Source organism: Pseudonocardia sp. GCM10023141, from assembly GCF_042653605.1.
In genome coordinates, this window is record NZ_JBHSIR010000049.1 from 67,946 (window position 1) to 90,954 (window position 23,009).

General features: G+C 73.5%; 26 protein-coding genes and 2 pseudogenes. 8 read left to right on the plus strand and 20 right to left on the minus strand.

Features of this window, described 5'->3' with window-relative positions:
* The first annotated feature begins 169 nt into the window (after positions 1–169).
* The 3 genes from ACFPFQ_RS27940 (at position 170) to ACFPFQ_RS27950 (ending at position 2,773) form a co-directional block, all read left to right on the plus strand.
* Positions 170–1,129: a class I fructose-bisphosphate aldolase gene (locus tag ACFPFQ_RS27940; RefSeq protein WP_379624026.1), complete on the plus strand. Its 960-nt coding sequence runs from the start codon at positions 170–172 to the stop codon at positions 1,127–1,129.
* A gap of 77 nt (positions 1,130–1,206) precedes the next feature.
* Positions 1,207–1,878 (plus strand): response regulator, encoded by a 672-nt coding sequence (locus ACFPFQ_RS27945; RefSeq protein WP_379624028.1) that lies wholly within the window; start codon positions 1,207–1,209, stop codon positions 1,876–1,878.
* A gap of 16 nt (positions 1,879–1,894) precedes the next feature.
* Positions 1,895–2,773, plus strand: coding sequence for a LysR family transcriptional regulator (locus tag ACFPFQ_RS27950; protein ID WP_379624030.1), 879 nt, complete (start codon positions 1,895–1,897; stop codon positions 2,771–2,773).
* A 91-nt stretch (positions 2,774–2,864) separates the two neighbouring features.
* Here ACFPFQ_RS27950 and ACFPFQ_RS27955 read toward each other — a convergent pair whose 3' ends face one another.
* The 4 genes from ACFPFQ_RS27955 to ACFPFQ_RS27970 are packed head-to-tail and all read right to left on the minus strand — an operon-like array spanning position 2,865 to position 5,321.
* Positions 2,865–3,746, minus strand: a complete 882-nt coding sequence (locus ACFPFQ_RS27955) for a phosphoribulokinase (protein ID WP_379624032.1) — start codon at positions 3,744–3,746, stop codon at positions 2,865–2,867.
* Between the two features lie 16 nt (positions 3,747–3,762).
* Positions 3,763–4,566 carry a hypothetical protein gene (locus ACFPFQ_RS27960; protein ID WP_379624034.1) on the minus strand — a complete coding sequence of 268 codons (804 nt, stop codon included), beginning with the start codon at positions 4,564–4,566 and terminating at the stop codon, positions 3,763–3,765.
* Positions 4,567–4,602: 36 nt separating this feature from the next.
* Complete coding sequence (locus ACFPFQ_RS27965) at positions 4,603–4,767, minus strand: hypothetical protein (RefSeq protein WP_379624036.1); 165 nt, start codon at positions 4,765–4,767, stop codon at positions 4,603–4,605.
* A 17-nt stretch (positions 4,768–4,784) separates the two neighbouring features.
* A complete protein-coding gene (locus ACFPFQ_RS27970) occupies positions 4,785–5,321 on the minus strand; it encodes a MarR family winged helix-turn-helix transcriptional regulator (protein WP_379624038.1) in 537 nt (178 codons plus the stop codon).
* 36 nt (positions 5,322–5,357) lie between these two features.
* Here ACFPFQ_RS27970 and ACFPFQ_RS27975 point away from each other — a divergent pair.
* A pseudogene (locus ACFPFQ_RS27975) lies at positions 5,358–6,209 on the plus strand (EamA family transporter); the annotation flags it as partial.
* Here the strand turns inward: ACFPFQ_RS27975 and ACFPFQ_RS27980 are convergent.
* The 8 genes and pseudogenes from ACFPFQ_RS27980 to ACFPFQ_RS28015 form a co-directional block, all read right to left on the minus strand.
* A pseudogene (locus ACFPFQ_RS27980) lies at positions 6,204–6,818 on the minus strand (response regulator); the annotation flags it as partial. The pseudogenes ACFPFQ_RS27975 and ACFPFQ_RS27980 overlap by 6 nt on opposite strands.
* A 38-nt stretch (positions 6,819–6,856) precedes the next feature.
* The gene (locus ACFPFQ_RS27985) at positions 6,857–8,029 is read right to left on the minus strand and encodes a sensor histidine kinase (RefSeq protein WP_379624040.1); all 1,173 of its coding nucleotides are present in this window, start codon (positions 8,027–8,029) and stop codon (positions 6,857–6,859) included.
* 68 nt (positions 8,030–8,097) lie between these two features.
* The gene (locus tag ACFPFQ_RS27990) at positions 8,098–8,502 is read right to left on the minus strand and encodes a DUF6069 family protein (RefSeq protein ID WP_379624042.1); all 405 of its coding nucleotides are present in this window, start codon (positions 8,500–8,502) and stop codon (positions 8,098–8,100) included.
* A 99-nt stretch (positions 8,503–8,601) separates the two neighbouring features.
* A complete protein-coding gene (locus ACFPFQ_RS27995; RefSeq protein WP_379624044.1) occupies positions 8,602–9,363 on the minus strand; it encodes a DUF4328 domain-containing protein in 762 nt (253 codons plus the stop codon).
* A gap of 123 nt (positions 9,364–9,486) precedes the next feature.
* Positions 9,487–9,828: a ferredoxin gene (gene fdxA, locus ACFPFQ_RS28000; RefSeq protein ID WP_379624046.1), complete on the minus strand. Its 342-nt coding sequence runs from the start codon at positions 9,826–9,828 to the stop codon at positions 9,487–9,489.
* Between the two features lie 52 nt (positions 9,829–9,880).
* Positions 9,881–10,177 (minus strand): hypothetical protein, encoded by a 297-nt coding sequence (locus ACFPFQ_RS28005; RefSeq protein WP_379624048.1) that lies wholly within the window; start codon positions 10,175–10,177, stop codon positions 9,881–9,883.
* A gap of 354 nt (positions 10,178–10,531) precedes the next feature.
* Positions 10,532–11,773, minus strand: a complete 1,242-nt coding sequence (locus ACFPFQ_RS28010) for an NAD(P)/FAD-dependent oxidoreductase (RefSeq protein ID WP_379624050.1) — start codon at positions 11,771–11,773, stop codon at positions 10,532–10,534.
* Positions 11,774–11,822: 49 nt separating this feature from the next.
* On the minus strand, positions 11,823–12,305 hold the full coding sequence (locus ACFPFQ_RS28015) for an RrF2 family transcriptional regulator (protein ID WP_379624052.1): 483 nt from the start codon (positions 12,303–12,305) through the stop codon (positions 11,823–11,825).
* 148 nt (positions 12,306–12,453) lie between these two features.
* On the opposite strand from ACFPFQ_RS28015, the gene ACFPFQ_RS28020 reads away from it, so the two are divergent.
* The gene (locus ACFPFQ_RS28020; RefSeq protein ID WP_379624054.1) at positions 12,454–12,714 is read left to right on the plus strand and encodes a hypothetical protein; all 261 of its coding nucleotides are present in this window, start codon (positions 12,454–12,456) and stop codon (positions 12,712–12,714) included.
* 27 nt (positions 12,715–12,741) lie between these two features.
* On the opposite strand, the gene ACFPFQ_RS28025 is transcribed toward ACFPFQ_RS28020, so the two are convergent.
* The gene (locus ACFPFQ_RS28025) at positions 12,742–13,413 is read right to left on the minus strand and encodes an alpha/beta fold hydrolase (protein ID WP_379624056.1); all 672 of its coding nucleotides are present in this window, start codon (positions 13,411–13,413) and stop codon (positions 12,742–12,744) included.
* Positions 13,414–13,492: 79 nt separating this feature from the next.
* On the opposite strand from ACFPFQ_RS28025, the gene ACFPFQ_RS28030 reads away from it, so the two are divergent.
* Positions 13,493–14,314 (plus strand): helix-turn-helix transcriptional regulator, encoded by an 822-nt coding sequence (locus tag ACFPFQ_RS28030; protein ID WP_379624058.1) that lies wholly within the window; start codon positions 13,493–13,495, stop codon positions 14,312–14,314.
* Here the strand turns inward: ACFPFQ_RS28030 and ACFPFQ_RS28035 are convergent.
* The 6 genes from ACFPFQ_RS28035 to ACFPFQ_RS28060 are packed head-to-tail and all read right to left on the minus strand — an operon-like array spanning position 14,304 to position 20,417.
* Positions 14,304–15,068 (minus strand): creatininase family protein, encoded by a 765-nt coding sequence (locus tag ACFPFQ_RS28035; RefSeq protein WP_379624060.1) that lies wholly within the window; start codon positions 15,066–15,068, stop codon positions 14,304–14,306. The genes ACFPFQ_RS28030 and ACFPFQ_RS28035 overlap by 11 nt on opposite strands.
* A 1-nt stretch (position 15,069) precedes the next feature.
* Positions 15,070–16,410: an FAD-binding oxidoreductase gene (locus ACFPFQ_RS28040; protein ID WP_379624062.1), complete on the minus strand. Its 1,341-nt coding sequence runs from the start codon at positions 16,408–16,410 to the stop codon at positions 15,070–15,072.
* On the minus strand, positions 16,407–17,576 hold the full coding sequence (locus ACFPFQ_RS28045) for an ABC transporter substrate-binding protein (protein ID WP_379624064.1): 1,170 nt from the start codon (positions 17,574–17,576) through the stop codon (positions 16,407–16,409). The genes ACFPFQ_RS28040 and ACFPFQ_RS28045 overlap by 4 nt, the downstream gene beginning before the upstream one ends.
* Positions 17,573–18,370 carry an ABC transporter permease gene (locus ACFPFQ_RS28050; RefSeq protein WP_379624066.1) on the minus strand — a complete coding sequence of 266 codons (798 nt, stop codon included), beginning with the start codon at positions 18,368–18,370 and terminating at the stop codon, positions 17,573–17,575. Before ACFPFQ_RS28050 ends, ACFPFQ_RS28045 begins: the two co-directional genes overlap by 4 nt.
* Positions 18,367–19,146 (minus strand): ABC transporter ATP-binding protein, encoded by a 780-nt coding sequence (locus ACFPFQ_RS28055; RefSeq protein ID WP_379624068.1) that lies wholly within the window; start codon positions 19,144–19,146, stop codon positions 18,367–18,369. Before ACFPFQ_RS28055 ends, ACFPFQ_RS28050 begins: the two co-directional genes overlap by 4 nt.
* Positions 19,147–19,148: 2 nt before the next feature.
* Positions 19,149–20,417 (minus strand): amidohydrolase family protein, encoded by a 1,269-nt coding sequence (locus ACFPFQ_RS28060; RefSeq protein ID WP_379624070.1) that lies wholly within the window; start codon positions 20,415–20,417, stop codon positions 19,149–19,151.
* Positions 20,418–20,522: 105 nt separating this feature from the next.
* On the opposite strand from ACFPFQ_RS28060, the gene ACFPFQ_RS28065 reads away from it, so the two are divergent.
* Positions 20,523–21,116, plus strand: a complete 594-nt coding sequence (locus ACFPFQ_RS28065; RefSeq protein WP_379624072.1) for a helix-turn-helix domain-containing protein — start codon at positions 20,523–20,525, stop codon at positions 21,114–21,116.
* Positions 21,109–21,717, plus strand: coding sequence for a pyridoxine/pyridoxamine 5'-phosphate oxidase (locus ACFPFQ_RS28070; protein ID WP_379624074.1), 609 nt, complete (start codon positions 21,109–21,111; stop codon positions 21,715–21,717). Before ACFPFQ_RS28065 ends, ACFPFQ_RS28070 begins: the two co-directional genes overlap by 8 nt.
* On the opposite strand, the gene ACFPFQ_RS28075 is transcribed toward ACFPFQ_RS28070, so the two are convergent.
* Complete coding sequence (locus ACFPFQ_RS28075; RefSeq protein ID WP_379624076.1) at positions 21,714–23,006, minus strand: amidohydrolase family protein; 1,293 nt, start codon at positions 23,004–23,006, stop codon at positions 21,714–21,716. The genes ACFPFQ_RS28070 and ACFPFQ_RS28075 overlap by 4 nt on opposite strands.
* Positions 23,007–23,009 lie beyond the last annotated feature (3 nt).

The window sequence follows — 23,009 nt, forward strand, 5'->3', positions numbered from 1 at the left end:
CACCTCACGTGCACCATCATAAACACTCTTCACCTATTGTGGACAGGTCTGCCGGTGAGCCGAACACCACAGGCAGCCTGTCACACAGGTTCTCCCTCCCGGGTTCCCCCGCAGAGGGGGTGTGGTGCTGGTCGAGGACAAGGAGCGTGGGCGCGATGACGGTGTCGCCATGACCGCTCTTCCCACGATCGCGACCGCTCTGACCATGCACGGCCGCGGCGTGCTCGCCGTGGACCAGCCGCTCGACGAGCTCGCGCTCGTGCTGCGGCGAGCCCGGGTCCCGGCGGGCGCGGACCGGTGCCGGGCGCTGCGACACCTGGCGCTGACCACGCCGGGGCTCGACCGGCTCGTCAACGGGGTGCTCGTGGATCCGGAGCTGCTGCGGGCCGCCGCCGCCCGGTTCGGGGCGCGCCCCCCGATCCCGGGACCGCCGCGGCTCGTCGGGGTCCGGTTGCGCGTGCGTGGAGCCGCCAGCACCGGTGAGCGCGCCGGCCGCGACGCCGAGCTGTCGCGACACGCCGCGGCGGGCGCCGCGTTCGCCGGCTGCCGGCTCGACGCCGCCGAGGGCCTGTCCACCACCGTGCTGCAGGTCCGCGCGCGGACCGTCGCCGAGCTCGCCGCCGCCTGCCAGCGCAACGGGCTCGTCCCGCTCGTCGACTGCGCCACGTTCGTGCCGGGCCGATCACCGCTGGTCGAGTCCGAGCAACGCCACACCGCCGTCCTCGCGGCGCTGGCCGCCGCCTTCGACCGGTGCGGGGTCGACCCGGCTGCCACCGTGCTGGGACTCGACCCAGTTGCCCCCGGCACCCGCTCCCACCAGGCCGACGACCCCGTCGACGGCGCGATGGCCACGCTGCGCAGCCTGCGCGCGTCCGGCATCGGCGCGGTGGCCGGCATCGTCTTCCGCCCGCCGGGTGGGCTGCGCAGCCTGGCCGCGCAGCTCGGGGCCCTGCAGCGGCTGTGCCCCGAGCAACGGATCGGCCTGCTGCTGGGCACCGGCGCGCTCACCGCCGCCGCGATGGCGTGGCGGGGTCGGCCCGAACGGGTCGGGGCCGCGCACCACGAGTTGCAGACGGGTCTGACCGGGGGCGTCGCCGTGCTGCGCGCCGGGCTTGCGGAGGCACGTTGACACCGATCCCCACAATGGGCTCCGAGCTCGATCATCGCGCTCCGGCACGGATCGCTGATCGACATATTGGAGGAGCCATGACGACGACACCGTCGGACGGGCCGCTGCGGGTGGTGCTCGTCGACGACCACGAGATGGTCGTCGCCGGGATCAAGGCCATGCTCGCGCCGTTCCTGGGCCGCATCCGGGTCGTCGGTGAGGCGATCGGGGCCGAACGGGCCGTCGAGGTGGTCGCCTCGCTCACCCCCGACATCGTGCTGTGCGACGTGCGAATGCACGGGGTCAGCGGCCTGGATCTGTGCCGCAAGCTGCGCGAGCGCGACCCGGAGTGCAAGGTCGTGCTGCTGAGCGTCTACGACGACGAGCAGTACCTGTTCCAGGCGCTGCGCGCGGGGGCGTCGGGGTACCTGCTCAAGCAGATCAAGAGCGACGAGCTGGTGCGCCAGCTCGAGCTCGCCCACACCGGGGCCACCGTCATCGACAGCACACTGGCGGGCCGCGCCGTCGACACCGCGGCGCGGATGCAGAGCGACGAGTTCTGGCCGGGCGCGCGCCACGGGCTCACCCACCGCGAGAGCGAGGTCCTCTCGCTCATCGTGGCCGGGCTCTCCAACCGGGGCGTCGCGACGCGGCTGGTCGTCAGCGACGAGACCGTCAAGAGCCACCTGCGCTCCATCTACCGGAAGCTGCAGGTCAACGACCGGAGCGGGGCCGTAGCCACCGCATTGCGCGAGGGGATCTTCCTGTGACCCGCGGGTTGGGTCCGTGACCACCAACGCCCGGCTGCGCGCGTTCGTCGCCATGGCCGACACCGGGTCCGTCCGCGCGGCGGCGCAGCAGCTCGTCGTCACGGAGTCGTCGATCTCGTCCGCCATCAGCGCCCTGGCCGCGGAGATCGGCGTCGCGCTGATGGACCGCGCCGGCCGCGGGGTGCAGCTGACACCCGCCGGCACCCGCTACGCCGACTACGCGCGCCGGATTCTCGGCCTGCACGAGGAGGCGGTGCTCTCCGCACGCGGGGAGGCCGATCCCGAGCACGGCACGATCCGGATCGGCGCTGTCACGACGGCGGGCGAGTACCTGGTGCCGACGCTGCTGGCGGCGTTCTGCGCCGAGCACCCCGGCGTCGCGATCGGGCTGGAGGTGCGCCCGCGCGGCACGGTGTGGCCGATGCTGACCCACCACGAGGTCGATCTCGTGGTCGCCGGCCGTCCGCCCGACGGGTTCGACGCGACGGTGCGGGCCGTCAGCCCCAACACGCTGGTGGTGGTGGGACGACCGGCCGCCGCGGCGGGCTTCGTCCCGCACACCGCCACCTGGCTGCTGCGCGAGCTGGAGTCGGGGATCCGGGCCACCTCGGTCGCGCTGCTCGACGCGATCGGTGCCTCGCCGCGACAGCTGACGCTCGGCTCGCACGGCGCCGTCGTCGCCGCAGCGGCGAGCGGGCTGGGCGTGACGCTGGTGTCGCGCCAGGCCGTGCGCCAGCAGCTCGAGACCGGCGCACTGGTGGAGCTCCCGGTGCCCGGCACCCCGCTGCAGCGGCCGTGGCACGCCGTCACCCACGTCGACACCACGGCGTCCACGGAGCTGCTCGTGTCCTACCTGCTGGCCCGCCCGCAGTTCGGTTGGGGTCGCAGCGAGTAACCCCCGACCCCGTCGAGAACGACGTTGTCATGATCCACAGGCCCTGTTGATCATCTTAACGTCGTTCTCGACGGGGTGGGGTTACGGAGAGTCAGACGCCGAGGGCCTGGCGGCGGCGATCCATGAGGCGCCAGATCATCGGCGTGAAGATCAGCTGCATGGCCAGGTCCATCTTCCCGCCGGGGCAGATGATGGTGTTGGGCCGCGACATCGACGAGTCGTGCAGCATCGACAGCAGGTACGGGAAGTCGATGCCCTTGGGGTCGGCGAACCGGATCACGAGGATCGACTCGTCGAGCGTCGGGATCGTCCGCGCGATGAACGGGTTGGACGTGTCCACGATCGGCACCCGCTGGAAGTTGACGTGGGTGCGCGAGAACTGCGGGCAGATGTGGTTCACGTAGTCGGGCATCCGCCGCAGGATCGTCTCGGTGACGGCCTCGGTGGAGTAGCCCCGCATCGACTTGTCCCGCTGGATCTTCTGGATCCACTCCAGGTTGATCACCGGGACCACGCCGATCAGCAGGTCGACGTGCCGTGCGACGTCGACGGTGCCGGTCGCGACCCCACCGTGCAGGCCCTCGTAGAACAGCGCGTCGGAGCCGCGGGGGAGCTCCTCCCACGGCGTGAACGTGCCGGGCGGCTGCCCGTAGGGCGCCGCCTCGACGTCGTCGTGGAGGTACTTGCGCACCTGCCCACCGCCGTCCTCGCCGTAGCGGCGGAACAGCTTCTCGAGGTCCTCGAAGAGGTTGGCCTCCGGCCCGAAGTGGCTCAGCGTGTGGTCGCCCTCGGCGAGCGCCACCTCCATCCGCTCCCGCATCTGGGCGCGGTCGTAGCGGTGGAAGCTGTCGCCCTCGACGAAGGCCGCCGCGATGTGCTCCCTGCGGAAGATCTGCTCGAAGGTGCGCATGACCGACGTGGTCCCCGCCCCCGAGGATCCGGTGATGGCAATGATCGGATGCCGTGCCGTCATCGGTGTGTCCCTTTCTCTAAGCCGTGGCGGTGCGGAACAGCCCACGGGTGCCGTAGAGCGGCGAGGCGAACGGGACGACGACGCCGTCGCGGTGGTAGCGCTCGATGCGCTCCACCTCGGCCGCGTTCCCGATGATCGTGGCGGCGGGGCGGTGCGCCACCCGTCCCCCGGCCTGCTCGACGAGGAACGCCACGGCGTCCTCCCCGACGTGGCGGCCGGCGACGGCGACCCCGCCGCGGGTGAGCACGCGGTGCGTCCGCGCGGCCGTCGAGCCCGACCAGCGCACGGTGGCGGTGGCGCCGGCCACGCGCTCGTCGACGTAGCGGCGCACCGCGGGCTCCCAGCTGCCGCGCCCGGCCGCGTCGATGGTGACCTCGCGGATCGCCTCGGGGATGCGCAGCCCGCGGTGGGTCAACACGAACTCGCCGCGCTGCGGGTCGAGCGTGAATCCGTGGACGCCGGCACCCAGCGACACGACGAGCACCGTCGCCGGGCCGTAGACGGCGTAACCGGCCCCGACGAGCTCCGTGCTCCGCAGGAGGGAGAACACGCTCCCGGCAGGACCCGTGCCGTCATCCGCGCCGGCACCGTCGAACGGCTCGAACAGCAACACGTGCCGGCCCTGTGCCCGGCGCTGCGGCCGCTCGGCGCTCAGCGCACGCGGTGCCCCGTCGATCGCGCCGTACGCGACGCGCTGGGCGATGGTGCGGCACTGCAGCGCGGCATCGATGACGAGCGTGCGCACGTCCTCGTCGCAGCGGTGGTCGGTGCAGCGCTCGTCGCTGAGGAACCGGGTCAACGTCAGGTGTTCGGCAGGCATACCGCTCTCCTCGCGAGGGTCGGACGGGGGTGCAGTTCAGGTGACGACATAGCCGCGCAGCCGCAGGAACCGCCTGCGGTGGCGGCGCCAGCGCCGGGCCGACCCGATCCGCTCCTTGGCGATCGTGTACTCGACGTAGTCGGCGTCATCCTGGTCCTGTTCGAAACGGTGCCGGGCAACCACCAGTTCGGCCGTGGTCATCTGCTTGTCCGCCGCCATCACGCCCTCACCGCCGTCGCCGCTGTCCGGGAGACCAGCATGCGATGCGCGGTTCCCGCCGCCATCCCCCGGCGAGGGGACCGGGCGGGGGCCCCACCGGTGCGCGGGTCAGCTCGTGCTGTCGCCCAGCGATTCGAGCAGTGTGCGCAGCGTCGTGACGAGGGCGCCCGCTCGCCGTCACCGAGCGCTGCGAGCAGCCGGTGCTCGGCGGCGAGGTGATCGGGCAGCACGCGGTCGATCAGGTCGCGGCCTGCGGGTGTGAGCGCGACCTCCACGACGCGGCCGTCGGACGCGCTGCGGTCGCGGGTGACGAGCGCGGCCTCCTGGAGCCGGTCGAGGCGCTGGGTGATCGCGCCGGAGGTGACCATTGCCGAGCGCATCAGCTGGGCGGGGGTGAGCCGATGCGGCGGTGCGCTGCGGCGCAGCGTGGCGAGCACGTCGAACGAGGCGGCGTCGAGGCCGTGGACGCTGAACGTGCGGCGCAGCTCGGCGTCGACGAGCTGGGCGAGGCGCTTGAGACGGCCGATGACCGCCATCGGCGAGACGTCCAGTTCGGGGCGCGCGGCGCCCCACTGCTGCAGGTCACCGCGCTGGCGCCGGCACTATGGGGCACCACGTACCTCGCCACCACCGAGCTGCTGCCGCCGGACCGGCCGCTGCTCGCCGCTACGGTGCGCGCGCTGCCGGCCGGGCTGGTCCTGCTGCTGGTGACCCGGCGCCTCCCCACCGGGGCGTGGTGGTGGCGCGCGTTCGTGCTCGGCGCGCTCAACATCGGCGCGTTCTTCGCGCTGCTGTTCGTCGCCGCCTACCGACTACCGGGCGGGGTGGCCGCCACCGTCGGCGCGCTGCAGCCGCTGCTCGTCGCCGTGCTGGCCGTCGGGCTACTGGGTGAGCGGCTGACGGTGCGCACGACGATCGCCGCGGCCGCGGGCGTCGCCGGGGTGAGTCTGCTCGTACTGCGGGCCGACGCGCGGCTCGATGGCCTCGGCATCGCCGCCGCGATCGGGGGTGCCGTGGTGATGGCGACCGGCGTGGTGCTCAGCAAGCGCTGGACGTCCACCGCCCCGGTGCTCGCCGTCACCGGGTGGCAGCTCGTCGCGGGCGGGGTGCTGCTGCTCCCCATCGCGCTGCTCGTCGAGGGCCCGCCGCCGGCGCACCTGACCGCCACGAACGTCACCGGCTACGCCTACCTCACGATCATCGGGTCCGCGCTGGCCTACACGCTGTGGTTCCGCGGCATCCAGCTGCTCTCCCCCACCCAGGTCACGTTCCTCGGCCTGCTCAGCCCGGTGGTCGCCACGACGCCCGGCCGGCTGCTGCTCGGCCAGGAGCTGAGCCCGTGGCAGGTCGTCGGCGGGCTCGTCGTGCTCGGCGCGCTGGTGGCGGTGCAGATCCGCAAGCGCCCCCGCCCCGCCCCCGTCGCCGGGCCGGACCAGTCCCGCCTCGTACGCGGCGACAACCGCCTGCACCCGGTCCCGGACGGCCAGCTTCGCGAGCACGTGGCTGACGTGCGTCTTCACCGTGCCCTCCGCCACGACGAGCCGGTCGGCGATCTCGCCGTTGGACCAGCCGCGGGCCATCGCGACCAGCACCTCCCGCTCGCGCTCGGTCAGCTCCCCGACGGCCCGCGCAGCCACCGGGTCGAACGCGGGCGCCAGGTGGTCGAGCAGCCGTCGGGTGGTGGACGCGGCCAGCACCGCATCACCGACGTGCACGGTGCGCACGGCGGCCAGCATGTCCGCGGCGGGTGCGTCCTTGAGCAGGAACCCGCTGGCGCCGGCCCGGATCGCGGCGAGCGCATGCTCGTCGAGGTCGAAGGTGGTGAGCATGATGACCCTGGGCGGCTCGGGAAGTGCCGTGACCAGGCGGGTGGCCTCGATGCCGTCGAGCACCGGCATCCGCACGTCCATCACCACCACGTCCGGACGCAGCCGCCGCGCCGCCGCCACCCCCGCGGCCCCGTCGCCCGCCTCGCCTACCACGGTCAGGTCCGGTTGCGAGTCGATCACCATGCGGAAGCCGGCCCGGACCATGACCTGGTCCTCCACCAGCAGCACCCGTACCGGATCCGTCACGACGGCATCGGGATGCGTGCGCGCAGCGCGCGGCCTCCACCCGGTCGGTGGTGCAGCGTGACGGTGCCGCCGTAGGTGCTCGCGCGCTCCTGCATGCCGAGCACGCCGTGCCCGCCTGCCCCGGTGCTCGCGGTGGTGGTCCCGTTGTCGAGCACGTCGATCTCCAACCGACGCGGCCCCCACCGCACCGTCACCTCCGCGCGGACCGCCGGTCCGGCGTGCTTGATCACGTTCGTCAGCCCTTCCTGGACGATGCGGTACACCACCAGTCCCAGTCCCGGCTCGACCACCGACGGCGGCGCCTGCAGCGTCAGCGCGACGTCGAGCCCACCGGCTCGCACCTGCTCCACCAGCAGCGCGACGTCGTCGATGCCGGGCTGCGGCGGCACCGGCGCGCCCGGTGCGGCCGGCCCGTCCCGGAGCACACCCAGGGCCCGCCGGGTCTCCCCCAGTGCGCGACGTGCGTAGTCGCCGATCGTCGCGAGCGCGGTGGTGGCGGCGTCGGGAGCGGCTGCCGCCGCGTACCGCCCGCCGTCGGCCTGCGCGATCAGCACGACGAGTGAGTGCGCCACGATGTCGTGCATCTCGCGCGCGATCCGCGTGCGCTCGGCCAGCACCGCGAGCCGGTCGCGCTGCTCCCGCTCGACCTCGAGCAGCCGGGCCCGCTCGGCCAGCGTCGCCACCTCGGCTCGCCGCGCGCGATGCAGGGCACCGAACGCCCATGCCGCCACGACCGTGCTGGCCAGGAACGCGGCCACCAGTACGTGGCTCGCCAGCGGGGCCGACACGATCGGCACCTTCACCCCGCCCAGCACCGCGCCGAGCCCGCCCGCGGCGAGCCCGAGCCGGCTCGCCCACAGCGGGCCGTAGCCCGCCACGGCGTAGATCGCCAGCGGTACGGCCAGGTCGGCCGGGATCGCGCCGTAGCCGTCGACGACCGTGAGCCACTGCAGGAACGCGACGCCCAGCACGACCGCCGCGCAGCCCACCGGACGGCGGCGCCGCCACGCCAGCGGGAGCAGCAGCGCGAGCGTCAGCAGCAGGTACGCGCCGTCGGTGCTGGTGATGAGCCCGAAGGCCGCCCAGCCCGCGGCGAGCACGACCGCGGCAACGGCGTCGACGAGGAACTCGTGCCCGCGCATCCAGGACACGATCCGCTCGCTGACCACGCCATCACCGTAGGTACGGGCGGGTGCGCCCACCTCCGTCTGCCGACGGAGCCGGCCGGCCGGAAGTACTACCGGCGCTGCCCCCGGCGGAACCCCACGATCACGACCAGGCCCACCACCAGGTGCAGGGCCGCCAGCCCCAGCTTCGCCCCGAGTGTCACCCCGTTGATCAACGGGTCGCCCGTGGACAGGACGCACACGCAGGCGGCGACGATCGTCCAGTACCGCAGCCCGCTCGCCGAGCGCCGCTCCAGCAGCGCGAGCAGCCCCCACCCGAGCAGCCCGACCACGGCCGTGGCCACCGCGACGGACACGGCGTCGACCTGCAGCAGCGCCGGCCCCTGCAGCGCCGCCAGTTCCAGCCCCGCCACCGGGACCAGCACGATCCACAGCACGAGCGCGGCCAGCACGGCGACGCCGATCGTGGCCGGCCGGATCCAGCGGCGGGTGGTCGTGGTGTCGAGGACGGTCATGGCGCGCCTCCCTTTCGTCGAAGGCCGCCAGGTTCGGTGACGACTCCCGGGCGCCGCATCCGCCGCGCGGCGCCCGGGCATCGACCTTGGTAGGGGCGCTCAGCGCGCGGTGAGGCAGTCCTCCTGCCAGCGACCCACCTGGGAGATCACGCCGACGGCGAACCACAGCGCCACGCCCGAGAGCGCCACCAGCACGGTGTTGACCACCGCCACCCCGAGTGCCGCCGAGGTGAACGCGGCGGCACCGTCGATCACCGCACCCGAGGCCCCGTAGGTGACGACAGGCCTCGGGATCGCGATGCTGCCGACGACGTACACGACGAAGAGCGCGACGAGCATGCCCCACCACGCCGTCACGCCGCTCACCGAGCGCGGCCCGACACCGGCCGGCAACGAGCGCGTCGCCGGGTCGCTGGCCAGCCAGATGTCCTCGATCACGATCTTGGGCAGCCAGATGTTCGCCACGGGCACGAACCACGACCCGACCGCCCAGCCGCGGGTCCGCCGGTGCGGCCGCGCGCTGATCAGCTCCGCGTTCCCGCGGGCCCGCGCCGTCCAGACCGGGAACGCGATGACGGCCGGGATCACCACGAGCAGCGTCAGTAGCAGGAAGACCGTCTGGCTGCGCAGCTCGCTCAGCTGCGACTGGCGCAGTGCGCCGATCCCGGACGCGACCAGCGTCCGGGCGCCGGCGTAGGTCGACCAGTCCCGCACGACGTCCACGGTGCGCAGCAGCACGACCGCGGCCATCGCGGCGATCGCGACCATCCCCCAGCCGCGCACGCTGCGCAGCCCGGCACCCGCGATCACCGGTGCCGCTCCCGCCGTGTCGACGCCGGCCCGTGCTGTCTCGTCGTTCATCGGTCCACCTCCCGCGCGCCCCGGTCGTGGCGCTCCGGTGTGGACGAGTCCGAACCGGACCACGGGGTTGGGGCTCGGTCGCGGAAGTGACCCAGATCACTCTCCGCCGAGCCGCGTCCCCTCTCAGCCGCGGGCGTCGTAGCCCGCGACGAGCTCGGTGTCGGCCGCCACCGGCCCCACCGCGGCGGCTCCGCCGGGCGAGCCGATCGCCTCCGCGCGGCCGGGCAGGGGCAGCGCGAAGAACCGCGCGTTGTCGTCGACGAAGGCGTCCTGGCCGTCCTCCACCGCGCGGTCCTGCGTGATGGCCTCGACCGGGCAGGCCGGTTCGCAGGCGCCACAGTCGATGCACTCCAGCGGGTTGATGTAGAGCTTGCGCGCGCCTTCGTAGATGCAGTCGACGGGACATTCGTCCATGCAGGACCTGTCCATGACGTCGATGCAAGCCTCGGCGATGACGTAGGGCACGGCGCCTCCTCGGATCCGGATGCGCGATACTCTACATTACACCTCCGTTGCGTCAAGGTGATGTAGAACGTTGTCCGTCACCTGCGGGTGCCGAACCGCAGCACACCCCGCCGGTGCCCAGCAGCACCGTCAGGTACGCCGGCTGCACGGCGGTGATGTTGACCGACTGCATGGCGGCGACGCCCTCGGCGGCGGGCAGCCGTTGCAGCGCCGGCATCACGAACGCCGAGAAGGCGTAGAAGGTGCCGGCCACCAGCGCGCTGCCCAGCAACCCCACCCGGGCCAGCACCGCCATCAGCGGGGACAGCCCCGGGGTCGTCACCTGCAGGGGAACTCGGGTATCGGTCATGTCCACCAGACAAGTGCACCCGCCCGCGTACGACCATCGCCGAGACGCGCAGCGTCATGCGCCATCGTCTCGGGCGCCGCGTGACGTCCGCCATGTCCGGCTAACGGCGCCGGGGGCGGGCGCCGACAAGGGTTCGTGACCGACACGCACCGGTGGCGGCCGTCCCCGCACGTCCGTCCGACCCCGTCCGCGAACCCGCCCACGCTGCGCGCGCTGGACCCGCCGACACTGCCCGCCCCATCCGCGCTGGTGGCACCCCCGACGCCGCAGCCGTTCCCGCCGGCCTTCCCGGCGCCGCAGCGCTCGGTGGGCCGGCGACGAGGGCCATGGCGGCGGTGGTTCCGCGGCTAGTCGTTACAGGGCCGCCCCGCTCACGGTCTCGGCCGTCGGCCACGTCTGACGGTGGTCGGCGCGGTCGAGGATGTGCTCCCCGTCGTCCACCGGCGGGTAGATCCACTGGGCGTTGATGGAGCGCTTGAGGTCCTTGGCCTCGTCGCGGGTCATCACCACCGACCGCTCGAACCCGCTGGTCAGCACGGCTCCCGCGGCGCCGAGGTCCAGGCACGTCACGTAGGGGTCCGGCACGAACGGCACGGCGGGCAGCCCGAGCAGGTCGGCGGCGACGTTGCGCCCCACGAACTTGCCCTGCGGCACGGCATGCTGGCAGCTCTGCGTGACGTGGTGGCCGTCCTCCGCCTGCGCCGCGGCCGTGTCGCCCGCGGCGTAGACGTCCGCGACGCCCTCGACGCGCAGGTGCTCGTCGACGTGCAGGCGGCCGAGCCGGTCGCGGCGGCCCGGCACCTGTGCGGTCAGCGGGCTCGCCAGCATGCCGGCCGTCCAGATGGTGGTGGCCGCGGCGATCGTGGTGCCGTCCGACAGCGTCACCCCGGTCGGGGTGACCGCCGTCAGGCTCACGCCGAGGCGCAGCTCGACACCGAGCTCGTCGAGCGCGGCGAGGATCTCCGGGCGCGGACCCGGACCCAGCTCCGGCCCGACGGCATCGGCTCGCTCCACGAGGACCACCCGCACCGGCGTGGTCGCTCCGGCGATGGCGCGCAGGCGCCCGACGAGCTCAGTGGCCACCTCGATGCCGGTGAACCCGGCGCCCACGACCACGGCGGTGAAGGTGTCCCCGCCTGTCGCACCCTCCGCGGCCCGGCGCGGGAGCCGGTCGAGGTGCCCGGCCAGCCCCGCGGCGCCCGTCATCGTGTCGACGTCGAAGAGGTGCTCCGCGCCCGGGAGCTCGGGACGTACCACCTGGCTGCCGGCCGCCAGCACCAGCCGGTCGTAGTGCAGCACCGACGGGAGCCCGTCGCGACCGATGGCCGTGACCTGCCGCGCGGCGGTGTCGATGCCCGTCACCGTCGCGGCGATGCGGCGCACCCCGATCGGGCCGAGGATCCGGTCGAGAGAGACGCGCATCTGCTCGGGCCCGGACTCGTAGAGCCGCGGGCGGATCACGATGTCGTCACCCGCCGCGACCAGCGTGACGCGCAGCTCGTCGGCACCCACGCCGGCCTCCCGCGCCGTCCGCTGCATCCCGGCCGCGGCCCACACACCCGCGAAACCCCCGCCAATAATCAGGACATCAGACATCCAGATTCACCTTTCCCTGCATCGTTGCCATGGACACCTCGAAAGACGGCTAGTCCCGGCCGAAGGAGCGGCGCAGCACCGGGCCCGCGCCGGGGGCATGCGCGTCGGCCTCGGCACGGACGTCGGCGATGGTCTGGCGGGCCAGCTCGCGGCGCCACGCGAGCTCGGCGCGCTGCATGGAGGACTGCACGGCGCAGGTCTCGCGGAACGCGCTCGCCGGCATGTCCGCACCCGCTCCCCGGCGCCGGATCTCCATGCACCGGAAGGCCTCGTCGGAACCCTCGATGGCGGCGACGACGTCCATCAGTGTGATCGACTCCGGCCGGCGGGCCAGCCGGAAGCCGCCCCGCGCCCCGGGCTCCGACAGCAGCAGCCCGGCCCGCACCAGCGCCTGGAGCTGCTTGTTCAGATACGCGGGCGGCAGGTCGTGACCCGCGGCCAGCTGCGCCGTGGACACCGGCTCGTCATCGTCGATCCAGGCGAGCGCGAGCAGGACGTGCAGCGCCCACTCGACACCCTTGCCCATCCGCATGAATCAGGACATTAGATAACCAGGATCCCCGGAGTCAATGTTCGAAGGTCGCGGCGGTGACCCCGCTCACACCCGCCCAACGCCCCGGCCCTGCCCATGATCTACATCGGGGCTGGGCAACATGCAGGGCGCGGGGGGAGCACACCGGATGGCAGCAGGCGTCGACCGCCGGACGATCATGGACGTCGCCCGTCGATCATGGGGGCGCACGGGTTCCCCGCCACCGGGGGTGTCGACCCAGCGCCGGCCGCGGTCAGCCACCGCCGTGCGCAGCGAGCGCTCGTCGGTGGCCGGCACCGCACGAGCGCTGGGCACCCGGACCCCACGGGACCGGCTCCGGCTGACGGGGCGGAGCCAGGACGTGGACGGGTACCGCGTCGAGTTCTACGGGCTGACATTGCGCGAGTGAGTGGGGCCGTTGCCGGCCGACCCACACTCAGCAGGCGAGCAGCAGTGCCGCCACCGCCTCCGGGGCCTCGTGCATGGCGTCGTGGCGGGTGGGGAGGTCGTGCACCCGCCACCGCGGATCGGCTCCCAGCCGGGCGCGGAGTTCGGCGAAGGGCGTCCGGTCCGCCCATCCGGAGCAGTAGACGAACTCCCGCCGGGGCACCTCGTCGACCGCGCCGGTGAGCCGGATCGCCTGCAGGAACGACGCGAGCGGATGGGGACGGCGGCGGGGATCGCCTCCCGCACCCGGCGGTCGGACGGCGAAGCCGGTGTCCGCGGCGCCGGTGGCGAACACGTCCCGGAAGTGGTCGTTGGTCGACGACCAGCACGACTCGCCATCGCGCGGGACGTAGGCGTCGAGATGCACCAGCCGGGCGATCCGGCCGCCTGCGCGGTCGGCGGCGGCGGCGATCACCATGCCGGCGTAGCTGTGGCCGACCAGCGTCGCGCCGGTGATGTGGTGGTGATCGAGGTGTCGCAGCACGTCGCCTGCGTGCGTGTCCAGGTTGGCGGCCGCGGCCGTGGCGTCGTCGTCCCCCGGCCGCAGGCCGGTCAGGGTCAGTGCGTGGACGGTGTGGCCGGCCCGCTCCAGCAGCGGAACCACCGCCTCGAACGCCCAGGCACCCTTCCAGGCGCCGGGCACCAGCACGAACGTCGTCATGCGTTCCTCCTCCTCGTGAGCCGATGCAGGCAGTGTCATCGGCTCACGCAGTGGCGTGCCACCGATAGGATGCCAACCGATGCCCGTTCGCCGCCAACCTCGCGCGGCCGCCGGTGTGACGTCACACCTGTGGCCCGCCGGTGGACGCCACCGGTGGCCCTCCGGCGAGGCGAGTGCCGTGCAGGCGCACGCGCGGGGACACCTGGTGTACGCGGCAGGCGGCGTGTTGGCCGTGCACACCGAGCGCGGCACGTCGATCGTTCCCGCCAACCGGGTCGCCTGGACCCCGGCCGGGTTCACCCACCACCACCGCGCCTACGGCGAGACCGACATGCGGATCGTCTTCCTCGCGCCCTCCCTCGCCCGGCTCGTCCCGGACCGTCCCGCCGTGTTCCTGGCCTCCGGCCTGGCCCGCGAGGTCCTGCTCACCCTGACCGGTGCCCACAACTACGACGGCACCGCACCCGGCTACAGCCGCCCCGCACGCACCCGCCTGCTGCGGGTGCTCGTCGACGAGCTCCGCGAGGCGCCGGAGCAGCCGCTGCACCTGCCCGAACCACGCGACGACCGGCTGCAGGCCGTCGCCCGCAGGCTGTACGCCGCGCCCGCGGACAACGCCACGCTGGCCGAGCTCGGGAGCACGATCGGCGCCAGCTCCCGCACGCTGAGCCGGCTCTTCCACGACGAGCTCGGGATGACCTTCTACGAGTGGCGCACCCAGCTGCGCGTCCACCACGCGCTCGTGCTCCTCGCCGAGGGCCACGACACCATCCGCACCGCCGCCGCCTGCGGATGGGCCAACCCCAGCAGCTTCATCGCGGCGTTCACCCAGATCATCGGTACGACCCCGGGTCGCTACCGGACGCAGCTGCCCGCGCCTTCCCCGCCACTCAGGTCGTGAACCGGGCCGCCTCCGCGATCACCGCGGTCAGCCGCTCGACGGCCCCCTCGAACAGCGCCTTGCCGTGCTCGGCCGTCGCACCGGTCGGGTCGCCGATGTGGCCGTCCGGGCCGAAGTCGTCCGACAGCCAGCCGAACGACACGGGCTTGCCGAAGCCGATCAGGTCGTGCGCGCGCAGTGCCTCGGGCACGCGGCGCACCGCCAGGTCCATGTGCACCAGTTCCGGGCGCAGGTGCAGCATCAGCGACGTCTCGCCGTGCCCGCCGTGGATGCCCATGCCGTGCTCGTCCGCGCCCGATCCGGTGCCGCCCTGGTCCACCGGCACCGACAGGTGGGCGAAGAAGGTGCGCAGGCCGAACTGCCTGCGGATCTCGCGGCACGCCACCTGCCCCAGTGCGGAGTTGCCGCCGTGGCCGTTGACGAACAGCAGCCGCGTGATCCCGGAGGTCTGCAGCGAGCGGCCGATGTCGACGAGCGTGCGCATGAGGGTGTCCCACGACAGCCAGATCGTGCCGGGGAAGCTGTGGTGCTCGTCGGACTTCGTGAACGCCAGCCCCGGTAACAGCACGGCCGACGCGGTGCCGGTCCGGTCGACGGCCGCCACGGCGGCGGTGGCCGCCTCCGTGGCGGTCACGAAGTCGGTGGAGACGGGCAGGTGCGGGCCGTGCTGCTCGATCGCCCCGAGCGGGAGCACGGCCACCGTGCCGGGCGGCAGCGCGGCGATCTGCGGCCAGGTCAGGTCCTCGAACCTCATGTCAGCGCACCCCGATGTCGACGCGGCTGTCGACCGGCGGCGTGGCCGTCAGCTTGCCCGGGTTGAGCAGGCCCTTCGGGTCGGTGCGCCGCGCCGTCGCGATGGCCAGCTCCACCGACCGGTCGACGTACCACTGGTGCGGTGAGTGCACGCCCATGCCGAGCGCCTCCATCCTCGGGATGCCGTCGAGCATCGCCTGCTCGCCCCGGTACTCGGCCACGACCATGGCACCGGGGCCGTGCGCGAAGACCTCCAGGTGCAGGTGCACCGGGCCCTCGTAGCAGGCGCGGACGGCGTCGGGGTCGTCCCAGATCGCCACGCCGCCGGTCTCCATGTGGAACCAGCTGCGGTCGGGATGGGCTCGCTGCAGGAACCAGATCGGGTGGTTGTAGGACATGCCCGAGAGCCGGTCGCTCTCCGCGTAGTCGCCCAGCTCGGCCACGACGTCGCCGCCCGCGGTGCGCACGCGCTCGCTCACCTGGTCCACAGTGGAGGAATCGGCGATCACGCGCAGGCTGAAGCGCTCCGGGTCCAGTGCCACCGGGGCGTTGAGCGTCGAGACGAGCGCGGGCTCGTCGCCGGAGCAGAGCCGGGGCAGCGGACGCACGTCCAGCAGGGACCGGTGGGCGGCCGCGAGCTCGGCGTAGGAGTCGAACGCTGCGTAGATCGACGTCCACTCCCGCGCGGGGTCGGTGCGCACCTCCAACTCCACGATCACGCCGGTGACACCGTAGGTGTGGATGTAGGGCGTCAGGTCCTCGCCGGTCACCGTGAACAGCTCGCCGCTGCCGTCCATCGGCGCGATCGTGGCCGCGACGACGAGCCCGTCGCTGGTGGTGCCGTGCTCGATCGAGCCGGTGCCCGCGCTGCCGCCGCCCACGAAGCCACCCAGCGTGGACGACTTCGTGGAGGGGTAAATCCAGAGGTCGCGCCCCGCCGCCCGCAGCACCCGGTCGATCGCCGTCATGCGGGCGCCGGCGCCGGTGGTGACGGTGTCGGCACCCACCCGCACGCCGGTGAGCGCCCGCAGGTCGAGCAGCAGCCCGCCGTCGAACGGCGTGGCCTGGCCGTAGTTGCCCGTGCCCGCGCCGCGCGGCGTCACCGGCACGTCGTGCTCGAACGCGACCTTCAGCACCGTCGCCACGTCCTCCCCCGTCGCCGGGCGCACCACGGCGTCGGCGAGGTAGCGCCCCGGCGGCACCTTCTCCTGCAGCACCGGCGACATGCGCGACCAGTCCGACGACACGGTGGTCAGCAGGCCCTTCTCGGTGGAGACCGCACCCGCCCCGAGCCGGGTGATCTCCGCGGCCGCCCGGGCCGTGCGCTGCGGGATGCCCGTCACGAGAGCTTCACCGACTTGTCGATGAAGTCGTTGGTGAACAGGCTCGTGGCTGCGGGAGCCGGTCCGGTCAGCGTGCCGGCCGCCTGCAGGATCGGCACGAAGCGAGCCACGGTGTCCTGCATCCGGGCCGGGTCGAACTGGCCGAACACACCCGAGGCCGGGTCGTTCTCCACGAACCCGCCGCTGAGCTGGGTCTTCGCCGAGAAGTCCGCGTCACCCGCGGTGTAGGACCACCCGGTCTGGTAGCTGTCCACCAGCTTGACGATCAGTGCGTTCGTCGGGCCCGGCGTCTTGAGGTAGTCGACCTGCGCGCGCTGCATGACCGGCACCAGCTTCTGCAGGCACGACCGGAGCCCGTCGAGCTTGTCGGCGCGCACCGCCAGCGGCTCCGGGTAGATCGAGTAGCCGTAGTTCGAGAACGTCTCCGACGCGATCGGCTTGTGCCACTGCGCGATCTCGTTCTCGTAGATGTACGGCTCGGCCGTGGCGAAGCCCTGCTGCATGATCTTCGGGTCGGACACGAACCGGGCCGGGGTGCCGTCGTAGCTCGTGTCGGACTGGGCCTTGGTGATGATCCCCTGCGACGCCAGCAGCGCCGGCAGCACCTCACCCGAGGTGACCACCGGGGCCCCGGTGGCGGCCACCTGCTTGAGCGTGGTCATCCCCGGGTAGGTCGCGGGGTCCCACATGAGGATCTGCGGGCTCACGGTGAGCTGCGACGTCACCGCGACCGTCACCTGCTGCGCGGCCGCCGACACGATGGCCTGGTCGGTGTTGACGGCGCCGAGCGTGATCGACGGGTCCACGTACATCAGCGCGGGCACCGGCTTGAACCCCGTGTTCGGCCCGCCGGCGCGCACCTCCACCTTCACCCCGGTATCGACGCCCTGGGCCACCAGCGGCCCGGTCACCGACTTCTTGTCGGAGTCGATCGTGTACCCCGGCCCGACCACCGAGTACATCGCGCCGTGCTCGGCCTCGGGCTGCCAGTCCTGCTGCAGCACCACGGTGGCCGGGCAGCCGGCCGCCTTGAGGTCGAGCGGCCCGCCCGCAGGCGCGGCCGGGGCTCCGGGAGCGGCCGGGGCGGTGGACCCGCCCGAACCGCACGCCGTGAGGACGAGTGCGGCCGCGAGCGTCGTCGCGACCAGGACGGACCTGCGGTTCATCGTTCTCCTCGGGGGTTCGAGCCGTACCAGCGGCCGACGACCGCGCGGTCGAGCGCGGCGAACGCGGTGAAGAACACGACGCCGAACAGCGCCGTGAGCGTGACGGCGGTGAGCAGCGGTTCCATGGAGAGCCGCTGCGTGTAGACGCGCAGGAGGCCGCCGATGCCGGGGGCGCCCTGTTGGAAGAAGTAGTCGCCGACGATCGCGCCGATCACCGAGAGCCCCGCGGCCGTGCGCAGCCCGGTGAAGATCGACGGGACGGCCGCGGGGAACTCGAGCTTGAACAGCCGCTGCGCGCGCGTGGCGCGGTTGAGCGTCATCAGGTCGTGCGCATCGGCACCCGCCGACTGCAGGCCGAAGAAGGTGTTGGAGATCATCGGGAAGACCGCGATGATCACGCAGACCGCGATCCGGGCCGGGAACCCGTAGCCCATCCAGATGCCGATGAGCGGCACCAGCGCGAGGATCGGGATCGTCTGCAGGATCACCGCGTACGGGTAGAGGATCTTCTCCGCCCAGCCGAACTGGGACATCACCACGGCCCAGCCGATGCCCAGCACCACGGCGATCACGAGCCCGATGATCGCGACGAGGATGCTGCGGCCCAGTCCCTCGAGCATCGGGCCCATGATCGAGGCGTTCGACACCGCCGTGCCGTAGGCCTGGTGCGGCGGCGGCAGCAGGAACCGCTGGTCGGGCGGCAGCACCAGGTAGCTGATGGCGTACCAGACCGCGGCGATGCCGGCGAGCGCCGCGACGACGGGCAGCCCGCGGGCCAGCGCGCCGGCCCTCACGCGCGCTCCCCTGCGAGGTGCTCGCCCAGCGCAGCCGAGACCCGCCCGGTGAGCGCCGCGAACTCGCCGGTGTGACGCAGCTCGGGTGGGCGCGGGTAGTCCCACGGCACCGGGAGATCGGCGACGATCCGGCCGGGCCGCCCGCTCATCACGAGCACGCGGGTGGACAGGTACACCGCCTCCGAGACGGAGTGGGTGATGAACAGCCCGGCGAACCCGCTGCTGCGGAACAGCCGCTGCAGCTCGGTCTGCATCTGCAGCCGGGTGATCTCGTCGAGTGCCCCGAACGGCTCGTCGAACAGCGCCAGCTCCGGATCGGCCACCAGCGCCCTGGCCAGCGAGACACGCATCCGCATGCCCCCCGAGAGCTGGCGCGGGTGCTGCTTCTCGAAGCCGGTGAGCCCGACGAGGTCGAGCACCTCCTGCGCGCGGGCCCGACGCTGCTCGCGCGGCACCCCACGCAGCTCCCCCACCAGCTCGACGTTGCGCGCCGCGCTGCGCCATTCCAGCAGCGTCGCGTCCTGGAAGACGTAGCTGGTGGCCGCCGCGGTGACCGCGACAGTGCCGCCGGTGGCCGCCTCCAGCCCGGACGCGAGTCGCAGCAGGGTCGACTTGCCGCAGCCCGACGGCCCGACGACCGAGACGAACTCGCCCGCGGCGATCGTCATGCTGACGTCGGCGAGCGCGACGGTGCCGGTCGGGAACTGCATCGTGACGTGGTCCAGCTGCAGGGTCGTGCTGGTCGATACGGGGGTCGAGGCGGGGGTCACGGGCACGGTCACACCTGCCGTTCCGGGATGTCGAGGGTGCGCCGGACGCGCGTGTCGGCGACCACGCGGCCGCCGGTCAGCACGATCCGGGCGTCTTCGGCGCCGGCGAGCACGTCGCCGAGGTCGCCGTCGGGCACGAGCATCAGGTCCGCCACGTCGCCCACATCGGTACCGGCCGCCGGCAGGCCGAGCACGGTGCGAGCCCCGGTGGTGATCGCGGCCAGTGCCTCCTCCCCGCGCAGGTGACCGGCCGTCATCAGCAGCGACGTGGTCTCGAACGGGTCGGCGCGACCGGCCGGGTTGAACGGGTCGCGCAGGTTGTCGGCGCCCGCGGCGAGCGGGATGCCGGCGTCGAGGATGCGGCGCACCGCGGCGAGCCCGCGCGGCACGAGGTGGGTGGTGTCGCGGCCCTGCAGGTACAGGTTGGTGATCGGCAGCGTGACGATGCCGATCCCGGCGCGCGCCACGAGCGCCAGCACGGGGTCGAGCCGCTCGGGCGGCAGCGCCCCCAGCCGCACGCAGTGGCTCGCGGTGATCCGCTGGGGCAGCCGGCGGCGCAACACCTGCTCGGCGAGGTCGGTGAGGTCGAGCGCATCGTCGGCCAGTGTCACGTCGGTCTGCTCGTCGGCGTGCAGGTCGACCGGCAGGCCGTGGCGCTGCGCGGCGTCGAGGGCCCTGGTGACCTCGTGGTGCGGGTCGGGTGCGAGGTGCGGGCACCCGCCGATGACGTCGGCGCCGCGACGGATCGCCTCCGCGATCTGCGCGTCGGGGACATCGGAGCCGGCGAGCACGCAGACCTGCAGCGTGACCCGCCCGCGCAGCCGCTCGCGCAGCGCCACGAGCGCGTCGATGCCGCGCATCGGGTCGCCCGTCTGCGGGATGTCGACGTGGGTGCGGATCGTGGTGATGCCGCGGGCGGTGTAGCGGCGGACCGCCATGAGCGCGCGGGCGGCGATGTCGGCCGCGTCGACGGCGGTGACGATCTCGCGCCACGACGTGATCGCGGACATCAGGTCGTTGCCGGTGCCGGGGTCCATGCGCGCGGCGGTGAGGGCCTTGTCGAGGTGTGCGTGGGGCTCGCAGGCAGCCGGCAGCACCCGCCAGCCGGTGGCATCGAGATCGACACCAGCGGTGTCGGGGACGCCGTCGACGACGTGCCCATCGGCGATGCCGATGTCGGCGAGGGTGCCGCCGATCAGCCGAACGCCCCGCAGGGCCCGCACGGTGACGCCGGTGAGCACCTCGGTGCCGTCCGGCGCCCCGATGGATTGATTCACGCGTCCTACCTGGGAAATATTGATGGAGGTAACATAGGCTCCGGCCGGGGCCCTGGGTTGCGTGCAGGTAACCGAATTCGCGCAGACGGGTTAATCATGCCGATCATGAGCGGGGCCGCAAGCCGGAAACCGACGCCGGAACGCGCCGCCGACGCCCGGCTCGGACGGGCGATCCGGACGCTTCGCCACGAACGCGGCATGACGCTGGCCCAGGTGGCCGGGGCCACCGAGCTGTCCCAGCCCTTCCTGTCCCAGCTGGAGCTCGGGCGCACCCGCCCGTCGATGCGCTCGCTCTTCCGGATCGCCACCGCGCTCGGCACCACGCAGCAGGCGCTGCTCGGGATGGCGGCAGGCGACCCGACCGCCGAGGCCACCCGCGGGCGCGACGCCGCCCTGCTCGCCGTCTCCTCCGGTGGCGCGCGGCTGCTGCTGCACGACCCGGCAGGCGCCGACGTCACGGAGTTCGTCGGGGTGCCGCAGGAGTTCGGCGAGTACTTCAGCCACGAGCGGCGCGAGCTGATCTACGTCGCGCACGGGGTGATCGAGGTGGAGCTGCGCGAGGAGGGCACCAGCCGGTTCACCACGCTGGAACCGCGCGACACCATCACCTACTCCGGGCTCGTCGAGCACCGGTTCCGGCAGGTCGGTGCGGCGCCGTGCGTCGTGCTGCTCGTCCATGTGGGGGCATCCGATGGCTGACCCGCTGCACGGCAACCCGCTCGACGTGCTCGCGCGCTGGGTCGCCGAGGCCACCGCCGCCGGGCTCCCGCTGCCGAGCACCACCACGCTGGCCACCGCCGACGGCGACGGCATGCCGCACGCGCGCACCGTGGACGTCACGGCGATCGACGCGACCGGGCTGCGGTTCCAGTCGTCCACGCCCACCGGCAAGTCCACCGACCTGGCCGCGAACCCGCGCGCGACAGCCGTGTTCCACTGGCCGGCGCTGGGCCGCCAGGCCGTCTTCTCCGGCGCCACCGTCGAGCTCGACGCCGCCACCTCGCGCACCGCGTTCCGCGCTCGGTCCCGGCAGCTGCAGCTCGTGGCGTGGGCGTACGAGGAGCTGCTGCCCCGGCTGTCGGCACCCGACTTCGCGGTGGCACCCGGCGCCGTGGAGCAGGCCTACGCGCGCGCCGCGGCCGACCCGGGCTCTGGGGAGCGGCCGCCGAGCTGGACCACGTTCCGGCTCGTGCCGACGCGGGCGGACCTCTGGCAGGTCGGCACCGAGACGACACCGCAGACCCGCACCCGCTTCGTGCTCGACGACACCGGCTGGCGCCACTTCCCCGTGCTGCCCTAACCCCGGCGCGTCAGGAGGGCGCGCAGCGCGCCCGCCACGTCACGCTCGGGGCGCGCCACCAGCTCGCCGTCGCGCACCACCACCCGCCCGGCCACCACGACGTGGCGGGGGCGGCGGCCCGGCGCCGCCCACAGCAGACCGGCCAGCGGGTCGGCGACACCCGCGTCGGCGACGCCGCTGACGTCCCAGCAGGCCAGGTCGGCGGCGCAGCCCGGGTCGAGCCGGCCCAGCTCGGGGCGGCCGAGTCCGTCGGCGGACCCGGCCGTCGCCCAGCGCAGCACCTCGCGGGCGGCCACCGGGCGCCCGACCAGCGGCGCGACCTGCAACGCGAGCCGCGCGTCGGCCAGCAGGTGGCCCGCGTCGTTGCTGCCGCCCCCGCTGGTGCCGAGCCCGACGGGGACACCGGCGTCGGCGAGTGCCGCCATCGGGGCGACACCCCAGCCCATCGGCAGGTCGCAGCCGGGAGCATGGGTCGCGGAGACCCCGGCGGCGGCCACCCGCGCGATCTCGGCATCGGTGACGCCGCACAGGTGCGCGAGCGTGACGTCGGGGGCGAGCCAGCCCCACTCGTCGAGCAGCTCCAGCGGCCGCCTGCCGTAGCGCTCTGCAGCGATCTCGACGTCGACCTGCTCATTGCTCTGCGTGCGCCGGCGCAGCCCGTGGCGGGCGGCCACCTCACCGAGCAGCGCGAACGTCTCCGGGGCGTCGCTGTGCACGCCGGCGGGCCCGACGGCGATCTGCACCATCCCGGTGGGGTCGCCGCCCAGCGCCGCGGCGATCGCATCGGCCGACGCGGCGGCGGTCTGCGGGTCGTCGCGGGCGCTGCCTCGGACGAACACGAGCCGTGCGCCAAGCTCGCCCGCCGCCGTGGCGACGGCGCGGACGATGCCGACCCCGTCACCGGTGGAGTCGGGCCAGGTCAGGTGGTGGTCGGCGACGGTGGTGACCCCGCAGAGCAGCGCCTCCGCGAGGCCCGCGGCGGCGGCGGCGTACGCCAGCTCGTCGTCGACACCGACGGCGGTGTAGGCCGCGGCCATCCGCGGCAGCCAGTCGCGCATCGGCACGCCCCGGGTGCCGGGCAGGGTGCGGAACGCCGTCTGGAGCAGGTGGTGGTGGGCGTTGACGAGGCCGGGCGTGACGACGCAGCCCGACGCGTCGAGCACCTCGCCCTCGACCGGGGCGGCCTGCACCCGACCGTCGGCGCCGCAGGACACGGTGCCGCCGGGCACCTCGGCCGAACCCGTCCACACCAGGTCGGCACCGCGCACGGTGAGCCCCGAGATCGTCACGGG